General features: G+C 73.7%; 15 protein-coding genes. 9 read left to right on the top strand and 6 right to left on the bottom strand.

Annotated features, from left to right (window positions below):
* Nucleotide 1 precedes the first annotated feature (1 nt).
* Complete coding sequence (locus tag AB0M92_RS21825) at nt 2-733, top strand: carbonic anhydrase (protein ID WP_366103906.1); 732 nt, start codon at nt 2-4, stop codon at nt 731-733.
* Nucleotides 734-745: 12 nt separating this feature from the next.
* Here AB0M92_RS21825 and AB0M92_RS21820 read toward each other — a convergent pair whose 3' ends face one another.
* The 4 genes from AB0M92_RS21820 to AB0M92_RS21805 form a co-directional block, all read right to left on the bottom strand.
* Nucleotides 746-1693: an aldo/keto reductase gene (locus AB0M92_RS21820; RefSeq protein ID WP_366103905.1), complete on the bottom strand. Its 948-nt coding sequence runs from the start codon at nt 1691-1693 to the stop codon at nt 746-748.
* A 129-nt stretch (nt 1694-1822) separates the two neighbouring features.
* Complete coding sequence (galK, locus tag AB0M92_RS21815; RefSeq protein WP_366103904.1) at nt 1823-2980, bottom strand: galactokinase; 1158 nt, start codon at nt 2978-2980, stop codon at nt 1823-1825.
* Nucleotides 2977-4017 (bottom strand): galactose-1-phosphate uridylyltransferase, encoded by a 1041-nt coding sequence (galT, locus tag AB0M92_RS21810; protein ID WP_366103903.1) that lies wholly within the window; start codon nt 4015-4017, stop codon nt 2977-2979. The genes galK and galT overlap by 4 nt, the downstream gene beginning before the upstream one ends.
* A gap of 98 nt (nt 4018-4115) precedes the next feature.
* Nucleotides 4116-5915 (bottom strand): beta-galactosidase family protein, encoded by a 1800-nt coding sequence (locus AB0M92_RS21805; RefSeq protein WP_366103902.1) that lies wholly within the window; start codon nt 5913-5915, stop codon nt 4116-4118.
* A 189-nt stretch (nt 5916-6104) separates the two neighbouring features.
* Here AB0M92_RS21805 and AB0M92_RS21800 point away from each other — a divergent pair, with 189 nt between their 5' ends.
* The 5 genes from AB0M92_RS21800 (at nt 6105) to AB0M92_RS21780 (ending at nt 11753) form a co-directional block, all read left to right on the top strand.
* Nucleotides 6105-7256 (top strand): substrate-binding domain-containing protein, encoded by a 1152-nt coding sequence (locus AB0M92_RS21800; protein WP_366103901.1) that lies wholly within the window; start codon nt 6105-6107, stop codon nt 7254-7256.
* A gap of 135 nt (nt 7257-7391) precedes the next feature.
* Nucleotides 7392-8717, top strand: coding sequence for a sugar ABC transporter substrate-binding protein (locus AB0M92_RS21795; RefSeq protein WP_366103900.1), 1326 nt, complete (start codon nt 7392-7394; stop codon nt 8715-8717).
* A 185-nt stretch (nt 8718-8902) separates the two neighbouring features.
* Nucleotides 8903-9751 carry a sugar ABC transporter permease gene (locus AB0M92_RS21790; protein ID WP_366103899.1) on the top strand — a complete coding sequence of 283 codons (849 nt, stop codon included), beginning with the start codon at nt 8903-8905 and terminating at the stop codon, nt 9749-9751.
* Nucleotides 9752-9936: 185 nt separating this feature from the next.
* Nucleotides 9937-10707, top strand: a complete 771-nt coding sequence (locus AB0M92_RS21785; RefSeq protein ID WP_366103972.1) for a carbohydrate ABC transporter permease — start codon at nt 9937-9939, stop codon at nt 10705-10707.
* 59 nt (nt 10708-10766) lie between these two features.
* The gene (locus tag AB0M92_RS21780; protein WP_366103971.1) at nt 10767-11753 is read left to right on the top strand and encodes a hydroxyacid dehydrogenase; all 987 of its coding nucleotides are present in this window, start codon (nt 10767-10769) and stop codon (nt 11751-11753) included.
* Here the strand turns inward: AB0M92_RS21780 and AB0M92_RS21775 are convergent.
* Both AB0M92_RS21775 and AB0M92_RS21770 read right to left on the bottom strand, forming a co-directional pair.
* Nucleotides 11741-12550, bottom strand: coding sequence for a sugar phosphate isomerase/epimerase family protein (locus tag AB0M92_RS21775; protein ID WP_366103898.1), 810 nt, complete (start codon nt 12548-12550; stop codon nt 11741-11743). The genes AB0M92_RS21780 and AB0M92_RS21775 overlap by 13 nt on opposite strands.
* Nucleotides 12547-13623 (bottom strand): LacI family DNA-binding transcriptional regulator, encoded by a 1077-nt coding sequence (locus AB0M92_RS21770; RefSeq protein WP_366103897.1) that lies wholly within the window; start codon nt 13621-13623, stop codon nt 12547-12549. Before AB0M92_RS21770 ends, AB0M92_RS21775 begins: the two co-directional genes overlap by 4 nt.
* 191 nt (nt 13624-13814) lie before the next feature.
* Between AB0M92_RS21770 and AB0M92_RS21765 the strand changes: the two genes are divergently transcribed.
* Genes AB0M92_RS21765 through AB0M92_RS21755 form a run of 3 tightly spaced genes read left to right on the top strand, consistent with a single transcriptional unit; the run spans nt 13815 to nt 16977 of the window.
* On the top strand, nt 13815-14966 hold the full coding sequence (locus AB0M92_RS21765) for a Gfo/Idh/MocA family oxidoreductase (RefSeq protein ID WP_366103896.1): 1152 nt from the start codon (nt 13815-13817) through the stop codon (nt 14964-14966).
* Nucleotides 14963-16141, top strand: a complete 1179-nt coding sequence (locus AB0M92_RS21760) for a dihydrodipicolinate synthase family protein (RefSeq protein WP_366103895.1) — start codon at nt 14963-14965, stop codon at nt 16139-16141. The genes AB0M92_RS21765 and AB0M92_RS21760 overlap by 4 nt, the downstream gene beginning before the upstream one ends.
* A 59-nt stretch (nt 16142-16200) precedes the next feature.
* The gene (locus AB0M92_RS21755) at nt 16201-16977 is read left to right on the top strand and encodes a sugar phosphate isomerase/epimerase family protein (protein WP_366103970.1); all 777 of its coding nucleotides are present in this window, start codon (nt 16201-16203) and stop codon (nt 16975-16977) included.
* Nucleotides 16978-17037 lie beyond the last annotated feature (60 nt).

Genomic DNA, 17037 nt, shown 5'->3' with positions numbered 1-17037 from the left:
GATGCGCACAGCAGGACTTCCGGCTCGCAGGGCCGTGCTGACCGCGGGCCTCGCGGCCGCCGCCGGCGCCCTCTCAGGGTGCTCGGCCGCGCCTGCCCGCAAGGTGTCGACCGCGGCCCCGCAGCCGAGGCCGGCCACCCCGCAGGCCGCGTACGCCCGCCTGATGGAGGGCAACAGGCGCTGGGTGAGCGGCAACCTCGACCACCCCGACCGGGATCCGGAGCGGCGCGAGCTGGTCGCCGAGGCGCAGGACCCCTTCGGGGTGGTCCTGTCCTGCATCGACTCCCGGGTGGCGCCCGAGCTGATCTTCGACACGGGGCTCGGGGACCTGTACGTGCTGCGCACGGGCGGGCAGGCGATCGGCCCGGTGGTGACCGGCTCCGTCGAGTACGGGCCGATGACGGGCGGGACCCCGCTGGTCGTCGTGCTCGGCCACCAGCGGTGCGGAGCGGTCGAGGCCGCGTACAAGTCGCTGAAGGCCGGAAAGCCGCTGCCCGGCAATCTGGAGGCGCTCGCGAAGGCCATGGTGCCGGCGTACGAGCTGACGGCGAAGAACCCCGGCGCGGACCCCGTCGACACCATGACCCACCATCAGATCACGGTGACGGCGGAGGGTCTGCGGACCAACGCGGACCTCGGGCCCCTCGTGGAGAAGGGCGCCCTGGGCGTCGTCGGCGCGTACTACTCGCTCGACACGGGCCGGGTCGAGGTCCTGACGGGCGCCCCCGCCTGAGCCGGGTCCCGGTCAGGCCGCGGCGCCCGCGATCGCGTCGATCTCCGCCAGCAGTTCGGGCTCCAGCGGGCGGTCGGCGACGGCCGCGTTGGCCCGTACCTGCTCGGGCGAGGTGGCACCCGCGATGACGGACGAGCAGCCGGGCTGCGCGGAGAGCCAGCCGATGGCGAGTTCGAGGATGCTGCGGCCGTACTTGTCGGCGACGGCGGCCAGGGCCTCGACGGTGTCGAGCCGCTCCTCGGTGACGTAGCCGTCGCGGCCCTCCAGCCGGGAGCCGGCCGGGACGGCCGCGCCCCGGCGGATCTTGCCGGTCAGCAGGCCGTTGGCGAGCGGGAAGTACGGGAGCACCCCGAGGCCGTAGTGCACGGCGGCCGGGACCAGCTCCCGCTCGGCGGACCGCTGGAGCAGCGACCATTCGTTCTGCGCCGACACGAAGGGCACCGCCCCGCTCTCGCGGGCGACGTGGGCGGCTTCGGCGAGCTGCCAGCCGCTGAAGTTGGAGTGGCCGATGTAGCGGATCTTGCCCTCGGCGACGAGCTCGGTGAGCGCGGCGAGCGTCTCGGCGACGGGGGTCGCCGGGTCGGGGCTGTGCAGCTGGTAGAGGTCGATGTGGTCGGTGTCCAGGCGGCGCAGGGACTCCTCGACGGCCCGCCGGACGTACGCGCGGCCGCCGAGGGATCCGGCGGCCGGCCCGTACTCCATGGACATCCCCGCGTAGCCGAACTTGGTGGCGAGGACGACCTGGTCGCGGCGGCCCTTGAGGGCCTGGCCGAGGTGGCGCTCGGAACCGCCTCGCCCGCCGTAGATGTCGGCGGTGTCGAGGAGGGTGATGCCCGCGTCGAGGGCGGCGTCGACGACGGCTCGGGTGGCCTGCGCGTCGAGGCGGCCGCCGAAGTTGTTGCAGCCGAGCCCGACGGCGGAGACCTGGAGACCTGAACTGCCCAGCGGGATGTAGCGCATGCGTGTCGTTCCTCCGCACTCGTCGGCACGTGATCAGCGAAGTGATCATTATAGGAGCGCCGCCTCGGCCGGGCACCCTCCCCGGGGGCGACATCCGACTCCGACTCCGGCGCCCATGACGCACCAGGTTCAGAGGACGCGCTCCGCCCCGGCGGCCGGGGCCGCGGCCGTCACGTGCGGCGGTGCGTACCCGGCCGCGGCGAAGGCCTCCGTGACCGCCCGGGTCACGGCCTCCCCGGCGTCCGCGTCGATCAGGGCCAGCGCCGAGCCGCCGAAGCCGCCACCGGTCATCCGGGCCCCGTACGCGCCCGCCGCGTCGGCGGTGGCGACGGCCAGGTCCAGCTCCGGGCAGGACACCTCGTAGTCGTCGCGCAGCGAGGCGTGGCCCTCGGTCAGCAGCGGGCCCGTCTCGCGCAGCCGTCCGGCGCGCAGCAGTTCCTCCACCCGTACGACCCGTTCGTTCTCGGTGACGACGTGCCGGACGCGTCGGCGCCGGACCGGATCGTCGAGGCGGGCCAGCGCGGGCTCCAGGTCCTCGTACGGCAGGTCGCGCAGCGCGGGCAGTCCGAGCGCGGCGGCCGCGCCGTGGCAGGAGGCGAGGCGCTCGGCGTACGCCCCGTCCCCGAGGGCGTGTTCGACGCGGGTGTCGATGACCAGCAGGCGCAGTCCGGCCGCGGCGCAGTCGAAGGGGATGTGCAGCTGTTCGAGTGTGCGGGTGTCGAGGTGGAGGGCGTGGCCCGCGGTGGCGCAGGCGGAGGCCATCTGGTCCATCACCCCGCAGGGCACGCCGACGTACGCGTTCTCGGCGCGGCGGGCGAGCGCGGCCAGTTCGGGCCGGGTGAGCGGGATCCCGTACAGGTCGGTGAGCGCGAGGGCGGTGGCCACCTCCAAGGCGGCGGAGGAGGAGAGTCCGGCTCCGGTGGGCACGTCGGAGCGGACGTGCAGGTCGGCGCCGCCCAGGGGGAGGCCGGCGTCGAGCAGCGCCCAGGCGGTTCCGGCGGGGTAGGCGGCCCAGCTCTGCGGGCCCTGCGGCGGGCGGGCCGGATCGAGGCCGTCGAGGTGGACCGTGACCACGCCCGACGGGACGTCGGCGGAGTGGATCCGCAGCGTCCGGTCGGGGCGGCGGGCCGCCGCCACCTCGGTGCGGTGCGGCAGGGCGAAGGGCAGGACGAAGCCGTCGTTGTAGTCCGTGTGTTCGCCTATCAGGTTGACCCGGCCCGGAGCCGCCCAGACCCCCTCGGGCGGGGATCCGTACAGCCGTCGGAATCCGTCTGCGGCCGTGCTCATCGGCTCGCCACCTCCCGCAGCCGCGCGGCCGCGTCCTCGGGCCGGACGTCGTTCATGTAGGCCTCCATTCCGGATTCGGTGCCCGCCAGGTACTTGAGCTTGTCGGCGGTGCGCCGGACCGTGAAGAGTTCCAGGTGGAGCGCGAAGTCGGCGCGGCCCTCGCCGGACACCGGGGCCTGGTGCCACGCGGAGATGTACGGGGTGGGCGCGGGCGAACCGAAGAGCCGGTCGAAGCGGCCCAGCAGGTCCAGGTAGAGGCCGGGGAACTCGGCGCGGGCCGCGTCGTCCAGCGTGGTGAGGTCGGGGGTGCGGCGGTGCGGGTGGAGGTGGACCTCGTACGGCCAGCGCGCGGCGTACGGCACGAAAGCGGTCCAGTGCTCCCCTTCGAGGACGATCCGGGTGCCGTCGGCGCGTTCTGCGGCGAGCACCTCCTCGAAGAGGTTGCCGCCGGTGCGGGCGCGGTGTGCGGCGACGGTCGCGAGCATGCGGGTGGTGCGCGGGGTGATGAAGGGGAAGGCGTAGATCTGACCGTGCGGGTGCGCGAGGGTCACGCCGATCTCGGCGCCGCGGTTCTCGAAGCAGTAGACCTGCCGGACGCCCGCGCGGGCGGAGAGCTCCGCGGTGCGGTCGGTCCACGCGGCGAGGACGAGCGCGGCACGCTCCTCGTCGAGTTCGGCGAAGGAGGTCCGGTGGTCGGGGGTGAAGCAGATGACCTCGCAGCGGCCGGTGTCGCCGGCGAGGGAGGGGAAGCGGTTCTCGAAGACGACCACGTCGTAGTCGGGGGCCGGGATCTCGCTCGCGCGCCCCTCGGTTGAGGGGCACAGCGGGCAGGCGTCGGCCGGCGGATGGTAGGTGCGGGCCTGGCGGTGGGAGGCGATGACCACGGCGTCGCCGAGCAGCGGATCGCGGCGTACCTCGGAGGAGGTGGCGGACGCGTCGAGGGGGCGGGTGTCGGGGACCGCGCGGACCGCGCCGTCGGCGGCGTCGTAGTACAGGATCTCGCGGCCGTCGGCCAGGCGGGTGCTCGTTCGCTTCACGGGAAGAGCTTCTCTCAGGGGAAGGTCGGGACGTGTGCGGGGGCGGGGGGGATCGGGGTGCGGTGTGGTTCGCCGGCACGCGGTCGGGACGGTCCGGCTCAGTCGAGGGTGACCACGGTGGGGCGGCCGAGGTCGGGGCGGTCGCGCAGCGGCAGGTCGGCCCCGGGGCGCTCCAGTTCGAGGAGGACGATCTCGTTGCGGCCGGTCCGCCAGAGGGGGGCGGGTGCGTAGAGGGTGCGCTGCGGGCCGCGCGGGGTGTCGTAGTGGCCGAGGAGGAAGCCGTTCAGCCAGACCAGGCCGGTGCTCCAGCCGGAGACGTCGATGAAGCCGTCGGCGGAGGCGTCCGGGAGGGTGTGCGTGAAGCGGTGGAAGGCCGGGCGGTGCGCGTCGTCCGGGGTTCGCGCCGATTGCGGCGACCAGCCGAGACCGGTGAGGTCGGTCAGCGGGAGGGGCCGGATCTCCCACTCGAACAGCTGCTGGTGGCCGTGCCGGACGCCGCGCCAGATGCCCTTGCGGTCGTCGAGCAGCGGACCGTAGTTGACCCGGCCCTGGGCGCGCACGAGGACGTCCAGCACCACCCCGGCCTCGCCGACGGCGAGGTCGAGCCCCTCGTCGGGCCGGTTGCGGTCGAGCACGCCGAGGGGCTCGCCGTCGGCGAAGACGTACGCGCGGTCGCCGAGGCCGTCGATCCGGACGGGCATCGCGGGGCGCGGTCCGGTGACGGTGGTGCGGTAGTGGATCATGCCGTGGGCCTGGCCCAGTTTCTCCATGGACTCGGGTGCGGGGCGCGCCGCGGGCTCGCCCGCGAGCACGTCGAGGTGGCCCAGGAGCGCTGCGGTGCCGGCGGGGACGGCGGGGGCGGGGGTGATCCGGGGCGGCGGCCCGGGCAGCGGGCCTTCGGGCAGGGGCAGGTACTTGCCGATGACCTCGCGGAACGCGTGGAACTTGGGGGTGAGTTCGCCGGCCTCGCCGATGGGGGCGTCGTAGTCGTAGCTGGTGACGGTGGGCTGGTAGCCGGGGTCGCCCGGGCGGGACCCGGTGTGGTTGGCGCCGGCCCAGAAGCCGAAGTTGGTACCGCCGTGTGCCATGTAGAGGTTGACGGAGGCGCCGGTGGCGAGGAGTTCGTCGAGGGAGCGCGCCGCGTCGTCGACGGCCCGGACGTGGTGGTCCTCGCCCCAGTGGTCGAACCAGCCGATCCAGAACTCCATGGCGACGAGGGGGCCGGTCCGCTGGTAGCGGCGCAGGTGGGCGAGGCGTTCGGCGGGCCGCGCGCCGAAGGTGGCGGTGGCGAGGCGGCCGGGGATCGCACCGCCCTGGAGCATGGCGTCCTCGGGCCCGTCGGCGGTGAACAGGAGGCAGTCCACACCGCGTTCGACCAGCGCCCGTTCCACGTGGGCGCGGTAGCGGGTGTCGTTGCCGTACGAGCCGTACTCGTTCTCGATCTGGACGGCGACGACCGGTCCGCCGCGGCTCGCGAGCAGGGGCAGCAGCTCGGGGACGACGAGGTCGAACCAACCGTCGGCTTCGGCCTCGAAGCGCGGGTCGGAGCAGCGCAGGTGGAGGCCGTCGACGGCGAGGAGCCTGGCGGGCAGGCCGCCGAAGTCCCATTCGGCGCAGATGTACGGGCCGGGGCGGACGATGGCGTCGAGGCCGAGGTCCTGGGCGGTGCGCAGGAAGCGGCCGAGGTCGCGAGGGCCGGTGAAGTCGGCCTTGCCCGGGGCGCTCTCGTGGAAGTTCCAGGGGACGTACGTGTCGACCGTGTTGGCACCGAGGGCGCGCAGCCGCCGCAGCCGGTCCTCCCACAGGTCCGGATGGACCCGGAAGTAGTGCAGGGCCCCCGAGACGATGCGGTGGGGGCTCCCTGCGCGCCGGAATCCGTCCAGGTCGTACGTGAGCATGCGCTGACTCCCGGGAGAGGGTCGTGATGCCGTGAGGTGCGGGACGCCGCCGAATATATGAACGCGGTACGCACCCCGTCAATGACCGGTTGATCGGAATCGATCGAATCGATCGGTCCGGTTCACTATGATGGCGGGACACGGCTCGGACAGGGATGCCGTCGAAAGACCTCAGGGGAGAGGAGATCCGTGAGACCACATGTGGACCAGCGCCAGGCGCAGGTGCTCGCGCTCGTCCGGGCGCGGGGCAGCGTGCGCGTGGCGGACCTGGCGCAAGAGCTCGGCGTCTCGCCGGTCACCCTGCGGCGCGACATCGAGGCGATGGCGGCGCGGGGCGAGATCCACCGGATGCACGGGGTGATCAGCCGGGTGGAGACCGGACGGCCGGGCGCCGGGTCGGCCCTGGCGACGGCCACGGCTGCCGCTGCCGCTGCCGGCTCGGCCTCGGCGGTGAGCCGGGCGGCGGCCCCGGCGGGGGCCGAGGGGCTCGTGATCGGAATGGTCGTGCCGACCACGGAGTACTACTACGCCGACGTCGTGCGCGGAGCCCGCGAGGTGGTCGAGGCGTGGGGCGCACGGCTGACCGTGGGCCTGACCCGGTACCTGCCGGGCGAGGACCGGACGCAGGCCGACCGGCTGCTGTCCACCGGGGCGGACGGGCTGCTGCTCACCCCGAACTGGGACGCCGGTTCGCCCGGCCCCGGCGAGGGAGCGTGGACGGCGGAGCTGGCGGTTCCGACGGTGCTCGTGGAGCGGTGGGCGCCGCCCGGACATCCGGCGGCGGCCCTGGACCGGGTGGCCTCCGACCATGCGCACGGCGCGGCCACGGCGGTGCAGCACCTGGTGGAGCGGGGGCACCGGCGGATCGCGCTGGCCAGCCGTGCGACGCCGACGACACCGCGGCTGAGGGCGGGGTACGAGGCGGCGGTGGCCGCGCTCGGCCTGGAGCCGGCGCCGCCGTGGCCGGAGGCCGGGCCGGGCCCGCTCTCGGACGCGGACCTGTTCGCGCGGACGCTGGAGTACCTGTGCGAGGCGGTGACGGCGGGCGGGGTGAGCGCCGCCCTGATCCACAGCGACACCGACGCGATCATGCTGATCCCGCGGCTCCAGGCGCGCGGGGTGCGGGTGCCGGAGGACCTCGCGGTGATCACGTACGACGACGAGGTGGCCGGGCTGGCCGACGTACCGCTCTCGGCGGTGGCGCCGGCCAAGCGCGAAGTGGGGGCGCGGGCGGCGGGGCTGCTGCTGGACCGGCTGACCGCGGCGGGTGAACGGCAGGGGGCGGATGACGGTCCGCGCCAGCACGTGGAGCTGCTCCCGCGCTTGACGATCCGCTCATGAGCAACCGGAACGGACCTTCCGAGGCGATCATTTCGATCGAGTTGCGCGTTCGCTCTTGACGGTGTGCCTGTTCGCACAAAAGATGGGCCGCGTTCCCATCCGCCGCCGTCCGCGGTCGTCCGTAGGAGCCACTCCATGTCGCGCAGCTTCCCTTCCTCCCGCATGCCCCGACTCGTCCTGACCGCCTCGGTCGCCTCCCTGGCCCTGCTCGCCACCGCGTGTGGCGGGCAGGCGGAGCCGAGCGGGACCGGGGCTGCCGGCGGCTCCCCGCAACAGCCGGTCACCGTCACCTACTGGTCCTCGTCCGCGGGGGCCCAGCAGACGGCGGACGCGTTCAACCAGACGCACCCGAACGTCCAGGTGAAGTTCTCGGCGGTGCCGGGCGGCCCGGACGGGGCGGCGAAGCTGGCCAACGCGGTCAAGGGCGGCAACGCGCCGGACGTCGCGACGATGGACTATTCGGCGCTCCCGGAGTTCGCGAGCGGCGGCAATCTGGAGGACCTGAGCGGGACCTCGGGGAAGCTGGTCGCGGAGGAGTTCCCGGAGGCGGTCCAGTCGCTGGTGAAGCTGGGCGGCAAGACGTGGGCCGTGCCGTTCGACGTCACCCCGCTCGAACTCTTCTACCGGAAGGACATCTTCGAGAAGCACGGGGTGGCCGTGCCGAAGACGTGGGACGAGTACAAGGCGGCGGCGGAGAAGATCCACCAGGCCGACCCCTCGGTGAAGATCACGAACTTCGGCGGCGGCGACCCGGCGGTGCTGGCGGGCCTGTCCTGGCAGGCGGGCGCGCGCTGGTACGGGACCGAGGGCGAGAAGTGGAAGGTGGCGATCGACGACCCCGCGTCGAAGAAGGTGGCGGAGTACTGGAACGGCCTGATGGCCTCCGGGGCGGCGTCGAAGACCCCGCTGTGGGGCGAGGGCGAGGCGAAGGAACGCTCGTCCGGGCAGGTCGCGACCGTCATCGGGGCGGCCTGGACGGCGGGCACGTTCCTCGCCAACTACCCCGACCTGAAGGGCAAGTGGGGCATCGCGCCACTGCCGACCTGGGACGGCAGGCCCGCCACCGGCATGTACGGCGGCACCTCGTACATCGTGCCGAAGGGCAGCAAGCGGACGAAGGCCGCGGCGGAGTTCATCCAGTGGGTCACCACCGACCCGGAAGCGATCAAGGCGCGGCTCAGCTCGCTGAAGTCGCCGAGCAGCGCCCTGCCGGCCAACGCCGAGATGCGGACCGAGGCGGCGAAGCTGTTCGACACGGCGTACTTCGAGGGGCAGGACCCGTACGGCCTGGCCGGCGAGGCAGCGGCGACCATCGTGCCGGGCTGGACCTGGGGGCCGGTCCACCTCCAGGTCAATTCGGCGCAGAACGCGACCGGCGCGGACCTGGCCAAGGCCCTGAGCGAGGGCCAGTCGGCCGCCGAAAAGGCCATCGAGGACCGCGGCCTGGCCCTGGCCAACTGATGCCCGCCCCCACGCCCCCGGCATCAGCCGCCCCGCCCTCGTCCCCCGGCCGGGACACGGCCCCCGGCCACGGCGCGGGGACCACCCCGGGCGCAGCAGCCGGGCGGGCCGGCGCGTCCCGCTCCGTGCGGCCGCCGACCGGCCCCCGCCGATCCGCCGGCACCGGAGGTGCGGCCGCCGTCTTCATGGCCCCCTTCTTCCTCCTCTTCGCGCTCGTGACCATCGCCCCCATCGGGTACGCCGCCTGGCTCAGCCTCTTCCGCGAGGAGCAGTCCGGGCTCGGATTCGGCGGAGCCCGGCAGGTCTTCAGCGGAATCGGGAACTACGCCAAGGCCCTGTCCGATCCCCTCTTCCTCGCCTCGTTCCGCCACGTCGCCGTCTACTGCCTGATCTACATCCCCGTCATGGTCGGCGGCGCCCTGGTCCTCGCCCTGCTCCTGGACTCCGCCCTCGCCCGTGCCCGGCGGTTCTTCCAGATCGCCTTCTACCTGCCGCACGCCGTCCCCGGACTGATCGCCGCGATGGTCTGGCTCTACCTCTACACACCCGGACTCAGCCCCGTCCTCGACGTGCTCGACTCCGCCGGGATCACCTGGAACTTCTTCGGCCGCGACGAGGCCCTGTTCTCCGTGGTCAACGTCTCGGCCTGGCAGTGGATGGGCTACAACATGATCATCTTCTTCGCCGGGCTCCAGGCCATCCCGCGCGAGACCCTGGAAGCCGCCACGATGGACGGCGCCGGAGCCGTGCGCACGGCCTTCCAGGTCAAGGTGCCGAGCATCCGGCCCACCCTCGTCCTGACCGTCCTGTTCACGTGCGTCGGCGCCGTCCAGCTCTTCGACGCCCCGCAGTTGCTCCAGCTCCGGGCCACCGAGATGGGCGAGTCCTGGTCCCCGACCATGTACGTCTTCAGCGCCGCCTTCAAGGGCCACGACTACGGGCTGGCGGCCGCGAGCGCGCTGCTCCTCGCCCTGGTCGCCGGCGCCGCCTCCTACGTCGTCACCAAGCTCGGCAACCGCTGGAGGTCCGCATGACCCCCTCCCCCGCCGCCGCCGAGGCGGCGACCGCAGCCACGGGCCCGGGCCCGGACTCGGCCCCCGCCACCCCCGTCCCGCCTCGGGTCGCGCCCGCGCCCCCCGCCCGCACACCGGGCGGCAGCGCCCTGCTCTCGCGTACCGCCGTCAACGCCGTCCTCCTCCTCGTCGCGGCCTACACCCTGATGCCCCTCGCCTGGCTGGTGCTGGCTGCCACCAAGAACCGCCGGGACCTCTTCGCCACCGGCCCCTACGCCCTGGGCGACTTCAGCCTCCTCACCAACCTCGGCGAGGTCTTCACCTACGACGACGGCATCTTCGGCCGCTGGCTCGCCAACAGCCTCCTCTACACCGTCGTCGGCTCCACCCTCTCCGCCCTCGTCAGCGTGGCGTGCGGCTACGCCTTCCACGCCTACGAGTTCCGGCACAAGGAGAAGCTCTTCGGCGCCGTCCTCGCCGGGATCCTCGTGCCCGCCACCGTCCTCCAGCTGCCGCTGTACCTGATGGCCTCGGCCGCCGGCGCCGTGAACACCTACTGGGCCTACCTGGTGCCCGCCCTGGTCAACCCCTTCGGCGTCTACCTGGCCCGGGTGTTCGCCGAGGGCTACGTCCCCGACGAGGTGCTCGCCGCCGCCCGCGTCGACGGCGCGGGTGAACTGCGCCTCTTCGCGCACGTGTCGTTCCCGATGCTGTGGCCGGGGTTTGTGACCATCTTCCTGTTCACCTTCACGGCGATCTGGAACAACTTCTACGGCGCGCTGACCATGCTGAACGACGAGCGGCTCTACCCCGTCAGTCTGGGCCTGTTCATGTGGAACCGCAGCGTCTACCAGCAGCCCGAGCTCTATCCCCTGGTGATCACCGGTTCACTCGTCGCCGTCGTCCCGCTCGTGCTGGCCTTCCTCGGTCTGCAGCGGTTCTGGCGCTCGGGTCTCACCGCAGGAGCCGTCAAGTGACCCACCGCCTCCTCCCCTCCGGGACCGGCGCCCGGCGCCGCCCCGCCACCGTGCTCGCCATGAGCCCCGGCACCCGGACCGCCGTCCTCGGCGGCCGCATGCTGCCCGAGCTGGTCCGGGTCGCCGACGTGGACACCGACCTGCTGCTGACCTGCTTCGAGCACGAGGAGCCCGGGCTCGACCGCCGCCTCGCGGACGCCGAGGTGTTGCTGACCGGCTGGGGCTGCCCGCCGCTCGACGCCGATGCGCTGGAGCGGATGCCGCGGCTGCGCGCCGTCGTGCACGCCGCCGGCAGTGTCAAACACCATGTCACGGAAGCCTGCTGGGAGCGCGGGCTGCTGGTCTCCAGCGCGGCCGCCGCCAATGCCGTACCGGTCGCCGAGTACACGCTCGCCGCGATCCTGCTCGCCAACAAGCGGGTCCTGGAATCCGCCCACGCCTACCGGGCGGCGCGCGGCCCCATCGACCTGCTGCGCCGCTACCCGGCCGTCGGCAATTACCACCGCACGGTCGGCATCGTCGGCGCCTCGCTGATCGGCCGGCGCGTGATGGAACTGCTGCGCCCCTTCGACCTGCGGGTACTCGTCCACGATCCGTACGCCGACCCCGGCGAGCTCGCCGCGCTGGGCGGCGAGTCCTGCGCGCTCGACGAACTGCTGCGCCGCAGCGACGTGGTGAGCCTGCACGCCCCCGCGCTGCCGCAGACCCACCACCTGCTGGACGCCTCCGGGCTGGCGCTGATGCCGGACGGCGCCACGCTCGTCAACACCGCGCGGGGTTCGCTCGTCGACACCGTGGCGCTGACCGAGGAACTGGTCGCCGGCCGGCTGCACGCCGTGCTCGACCACACCGAGCCCGAGGTGCTGCCCGCCGGATCCCCGCTGTACAACCTGCCGAACGTGCTGCTCACCCCGCATGTGGCCGGTTCGCTGGGCGGCGAGCTGGAACGGCTCGCGGCGACGGCGGTCGAGGAGCTGGAGCGGTACGCCCTGGGGCTGGACTTCCGCTACGCCGTCGACCGGGGCCGGCTCGCCTACTCGGCATGAGCCCCCGTCTCCCCTCCCCTCGCCACGAGTTGCTCCAAGTACTCCCGGGCTCCCGCGAGCTGCCCCGGCAGCTCGGCGGCGCCGGGATACCAGCGCTTCTCGTACTCCCAGCAGAGCCAGCCGTCCCGCGGCGCCGCGGCCACGGCCTCGGCGAGCGGCAGCGCTCCGGCGCCGAGCCCGAGCGGGGTGAGCTGCCGGGCCGACGCCACGTCCTTCACCTGCACGTAGCCCAAGTGCCGGTCCAGCGCCCGCCGGGACTCGGCCGGGGACTCGCCCGCGAGCCAGGTGTGCAGTACGTCCCACAGCGCGCCCGCGCCGGCCCGCCCGACCCGGTCCAGCACGCGCGCGGCGGCGGCCCCGGTCCGGTGCGAATCGTGCGTCTCCATCAGGATCCGCACCCCGTGCCGCTCGGCGAACGGCGCGGCGGCGGCCAGTCGGCGGACGGCGTGGGCATCGGCGGCGGGCTCGGGCTGCTCGGCGCCGCCCGGGAACACCCGGACGTACGGGGCTTCGAGGTCGGCGGCGAGCCGGACCAGGGCGTGCAGTTCGGCGAGGACCGGCTCGTCCGCGCCGGGGGCGGCCACCCGGGCATATCCCGCGATCCCGAGCACCGAGACTCCGGCGGCGGTGAGAGCGCGCAGGCCCGCCGCCCGGTCCGTCTTCGGACTGCCGGGGTGCAGGGGCTCCTCGGGGTGGGCGCGCAGTTCGAGGCCCTCGTAGCCGTGGGCGGCGGCGAGGGCGGCGCTGCGGTCGAGCGGCGCCCCGGGCAGGCCGAGCGTCGAGAAGGCGTACCTCACGGACGGCTCCCCTCGGACGGGGGCGGCGCGGTGGAGCCGCGCACGATGAGTTCGGTGGGCAGGGTGGTGATGCCGCCCGGGGGCATCGGCTTGCGGCCGGTGACCAGCTGGGCGGCGAGTGCGCCGGCTTCCCGCAGCGGCACACGGACGGTGGTGAGCGCGGGGGCGGTGTCCACGCAGACGGGGAGGTCGTCGAAACCGGCGACGGACACGTCCCCGGGGATGCGCAGTCCGGCCTCGCGCAAGGCCGCCGCCACTCCCGTGGCGACGGTGTCGTTGGCCGCGGCGACGGCGGTGAAGGGCGCCCCGCGGCGCAGCAGCTCCCGGGTGGCGTCGTAGCCGGCGGAGCGCTCGAAACCGGCGTGCACGGTGAGCGGCTCGCAGGCTTCGGGCAGGGCGGGATCGTGCCGTCCCAGCGCCTCGCGGTGGCCCCCGAGCCGCTCTCGGGTGGTGCTCAGCCCCGGCGGGCCGGCCACGTACGCGATGCGCCGGTGGCCCAGCGACAGCAGGTGTTCGGCGAGACGGAAGGCACCGCCGCGGTCGTCGAACATGACGGTGGCCACGGGCAGTGCGGGGGGAACGGGAAGCGGGGGCCGCCCGCACAGGACGACGGGGGCGCCGGCGCCCGCCATTCGGGTGACGCGGGCGGTGAGGGCGCCGGTGTGCCCGGGCTCCTCCACCGCGCCGCCGGTCAGGACGACCCCGCCGGCGCGCTGCCCCTCCAGCAGCGTGAGGTAGGCCAGCTCGGCCGCGGGAGCGCCCTCGGTGTTGCAGACCACGGCGAGCCGACGGGGATCGCCGTGGCCGGTCGGGGCGAGGGCGCTCTGCAGGGATCCGGCCAGGATGCCGAAGAAGCCGTCCGCCACGTCGTGGACGAGGACGCCGACCAGGTCGGAGGTGGCGGCCGCGAGGGCGCGGGCGGGGCCGTTGGCCACGTAGCCGAGCGCTTCGACGGCCTGTTCCACCCGGGTCCGGGTGCCGCCGGCCACCGGGTATCCGCCGTTGAGCACGCGCGAGACCGTCGCGGGCGACACGCCCGCGTGCGCCGCGACCTCGGCAAGAGTCACCGCCATCTTTCGCACCCCTCCTGCTTGTCCCGGGTCATCGTCTCATCCGGTGTGGATCTCCATACTCTCCGATTTGGAAAGCGCTTTCTATCACTCGAACGAGTGTTGCGGGCCAATCCTTCTCGGCCCTAGCCTGAGAGGGAAGAAAGCGCTTTCTATCGCTTCCATCGGACGACGAGCATGAAGGAGGGGCCATCATGGAGCGCAGGACGATCAAGATCGCGATGAACGGCGTGACCGGGCGGATGGGTTACCGCCAGCATCTGGTCCGCTCACTGCTCGCCCTGCGCGAGCAAGGCGGGCTGGACCTGGGCGACGGCCGGGTGCTGTGGCCCGAGCCGGTGCTGGTAGGACGCCGGGAGCCGGCGCTGCGGGCCATCGCCGAAGAGCACGGACTGGAGCACCTCAGCACGGACCTGTCGGCCGTGCTGGCCGACCCCGAGGTCGAGATCTACTTCGACGCGCAGGTCACCGGAGCCCGCGAGGCCGCGGTGCGGCAGGCCGTGGCAGCGGGCAAACACGTCTACTGCGAGAAACCGACGGCTCTGAGCTTCGCTTCCTCACTGGAGCTGGCCCGCCTGGCGGCGGAAGCCGGGGTCAAGCACGGAGTGGTCCAGGACAAGCTGTTCCTGCCGGGGCTGATGAAACTCAAACGGCTGATCGAAGGCGGCTTCTTCGGCGAGATCCTCTCCGTGCGCGGAGAGTTCGGGTACTGGGTGTTCGAGGGGGACTGGCAGTCGGCCCAGCGGCCGTCCTGGAACTACCGGGCGCAGGACGGCGGGGGCATCGTCGCCGACATGTTCCCGCACTGGGAGTACGTGCTCCACGAGCTCTTCGGCCGGGTCCGCACGGTGCAGGCCCTGGCCCGTACGCACATCGGCCGTCGCTGGGACGAGGAGGGCAAGCCGTACGAGGCGACGGCGGACGACGCGGCGTACGGCGTCTTCGAGCTGGAGGGCGGCGCCATCGCGCAGATCAACTCCTCCTGGGCGGTGCGGGTCCACCGTGACGAACTGGTGGAGTTCCAGGTGGACGGGACGCAGGGGTCGGCGGTCGCCGGGCTGCGCGGCTGCCGCATCCAGCACCGCGGGGCGACGCCGAAGCCGGTGTGGAATCCGGATCTGCCGCAGACGCAGGCGTTCCGCGCCCAGTGGCAGGACGTCCCGGACAACGGCCCGTTCGACAACGGCTTCAAAGCCCAGTGGGAGCTGTTCCTGCGCCATGTGGTGCTCGACGAGCCCTGGCAGTGGGACCTGCTGGCCGGTGCGCGCGGGGTGCAGCTCGCCGAGCTGGGGCTGCGGTCCTCCGCGGAGGGCAGGCGGCTGCCGGTGCCGGAGGTGGTCCTGTGAGCATCCGGCTTCCGGCCGCGGACGGCGGATACCGTCTGCACCGGCCGTGTACCGAACCCCTCGCGCCACTGGTCTGCGGTCCGGCGCGCAGTCGCCGGTTCTACGCGGCGGCGCACGCGGTCGCCGATCCGCTCACCGCCTCCGCCTGCGGGCCGGCCTCGCGGGCGGGTGCGGCGGTGGACTGGGAGGCGACGCTTGCCTTCCGGCACCGGCTGTGGGCCCAGGGCCTCGGGGTGGCGGAGGCCATGGACACGGCGCAGCGCGGGATGGGGCTGGACTGGGGGGCCGCGGCGGAGCTGATCCGCCGGTCGGCCGCCGAGGCCCGGGCGGTGGGCGGCCGGATCGTCTGCGGCGCGGGCACCGACCAGCTCTCCCCGGGCGGCGGGCACGCGCTCTCCGCGATCACCGCCGCGTACGAGGAACAGCTCGCGCACGTCGAGGACTGCGGGTCGGGGGCCGTGCTGATGGCCTCCCGGGCCCTGGCGGCCGTGGCGCACGGCCCGGAGGACTATCTGGAGGTGTACGGGAGGCTGCTGCGGCAGAGCGCCCGGCCGGTCGTACTGCACTGGCTGGGCCCGATGTTCGACGCGGAGCTGGCCGGCTACTGGGGCCACGCCGACCTCGACGCGGCGACCGAGGTCTTCTTGAAGGTGATCGCCGACTGCCCGGAGAAGGTGGACGGGATCAAGGTCTCGCTGCTGGACGCGGAGCGGGAGAAGGACATCCGGCGCAGGCTCCCGCCGGGCGTGCGCTGCTACACGGGCGACGACTACCACTACCCCGAACTGATCGCGGGGGAAGGAGCGGGGGAACCGGGAAGCGACGCACTGCTGGGCGTCTTCGATCCGATCGCCCCGCTGGCCGCCCGGGCGGGGATCGCCCTGGACCGGGACGACCCGGCCGGTCTCCGCGAGCTGCTGGATCCGACGGTGACGCTGTCGCGGCACCTGTTCGCCCCGCCGACCCGCCACTACAAGACGGGGGTGGTGCTGCTGGCCTGGCTGGCGGGGCACCAGGAGCACTTCACGATGCTGGGCGGGCTCCAGTCGGCCCGGCCGCTCCCCCATCTGGCCACCGCGTACGAACAGGCCGACCTGCTGGGTCTGTTCCCCGACCCCGAGCTCGCCGAGTCGCGGATGCGGCAGCTCTTCGCGGTGTACGGGGTGGCGTCGTGAGCCGCGGCAGGGCCCCGGCCCGGTTCAGCCTCAACCAGGAGACCATCCGGCAGTGGTCGATGCCCGGGCTGGTCGACGGGTGCGTCGCGGCCGGAGTGGAAGCGGTCGGGCTGTGGCGGGATCCGGTGCGGGAGTTCGGGCTGCGCGAGACCGCGAAGCTGGTCGCCGGGGCAGGGCTGCGGGTCAGCTCGCTGTGTCGCGGCGGGTTCTTCACCGCCGCCGATCCGGCCGGGCGGGCGACGGCCCTCGAAGACAACCGCCGGGCCGTCGCGGAGGCCGCCGAGCTGGGTGCCGAAGCACTGGTCCTGGTCTCGGGGGGCCTGCCCGACGGCGACCGGGACCTGGTGGGTGCGCGGCGGCGGATCGGCGACGTCCTGGGCGAGCTCGCCCCGTGGGCGGCCGCGCACGGGGTGCGGCTGGGGATCGAGCCCCTCCATCCGATGTTCGCCTCGGACCGCTGCGTGGTCTCCACGCTCGGCCAGGCCCTGGAGATCGCCGAGCAGTTCCCGGCGCAGCAGGTGGGGGTGGTCGCCGACTCCTACCACCTGTGGTGGGACGAGCGGCTGCCGGCCGATCTGCGCCGGGCGGGTGCCGGCGGGCGGATCGTGTCGGTCCAGGTGGCGGACTGGGTGACCCCGCTGCCCGCCGGGGTGCTGCTGGGGCGCGGGCAGCTGGGCGACGGCTGCATCGATCTGCGCGCGTTCCGGGAGCTGGCCGACTCGGCCGGTTATCGGGGCTCGGTGGAGGTCGAGATCTTCCATCCGGGGCTGTGGGCGCGAGACGGTGCCGAGGTGCTGCGGGAGGTGATCGACCGCTACCGGGAGCACGTGGCGTGAGGCGTTCCGAGTGGGGCAAGTGACGGGCCGGCGGGGGCCGGTACGGGATCGGACAAGGAG

The sequence above is a fragment of the Streptomyces sp. NPDC051582 genome, from assembly GCF_040681715.1.
GTDB lineage: Bacteria > Actinomycetota > Actinomycetes > Streptomycetales > Streptomycetaceae > Streptomyces.
This window is presented reverse-complemented; position numbering and strand designations above follow the sequence as displayed.

What these genes read in the sequence shown, in the direction of transcription:
- AB0M92_RS21825 (WP_366103906.1), top strand. Translation starts at nt 2, where the DNA reads ATGCGCACAGCAGGACTTCCGGCTCGCAGGGCCGTGCTGACCGCGGGC.
- AB0M92_RS21755 (WP_366103970.1), top strand. Translation starts at nt 16,201, where the DNA reads ATGCCCGGGCTGGTCGACGGGTGCGTCGCGGCCGGAGTGGAAGCGGTC.
- AB0M92_RS21805 (WP_366103902.1), bottom strand. Translation starts at nt 5,915, where the DNA reads ATGCTCACGTACGACCTGGACGGATTCCGGCGCGCAGGGAGCCCCCAC.
- AB0M92_RS21780 (WP_366103971.1), top strand. Translation starts at nt 10,767, where the DNA reads ATGAGCCCCGGCACCCGGACCGCCGTCCTCGGCGGCCGCATGCTGCCC.
- AB0M92_RS21770 (WP_366103897.1), bottom strand. Translation starts at nt 13,623, where the DNA reads ATGGCGGTGACTCTTGCCGAGGTCGCGGCGCACGCGGGCGTGTCGCCC.
- galK (WP_366103904.1), bottom strand. Translation starts at nt 2,980, where the DNA reads ATGAGCACGGCCGCAGACGGATTCCGACGGCTGTACGGATCCCCGCCC.
- AB0M92_RS21785 (WP_366103972.1), top strand. Translation starts at nt 9,937, where the DNA reads ATGCCCCTCGCCTGGCTGGTGCTGGCTGCCACCAAGAACCGCCGGGAC.
- AB0M92_RS21765 (WP_366103896.1), top strand. Translation starts at nt 13,815, where the DNA reads ATGGAGCGCAGGACGATCAAGATCGCGATGAACGGCGTGACCGGGCGG.
- AB0M92_RS21795 (WP_366103900.1), top strand. Translation starts at nt 7,392, where the DNA reads ATGTCGCGCAGCTTCCCTTCCTCCCGCATGCCCCGACTCGTCCTGACC.
- AB0M92_RS21820 (WP_366103905.1), bottom strand. Translation starts at nt 1,693, where the DNA reads ATGCGCTACATCCCGCTGGGCAGTTCAGGTCTCCAGGTCTCCGCCGTC.
- AB0M92_RS21790 (WP_366103899.1), top strand. Translation starts at nt 8,903, where the DNA reads ATGGCCCCCTTCTTCCTCCTCTTCGCGCTCGTGACCATCGCCCCCATC.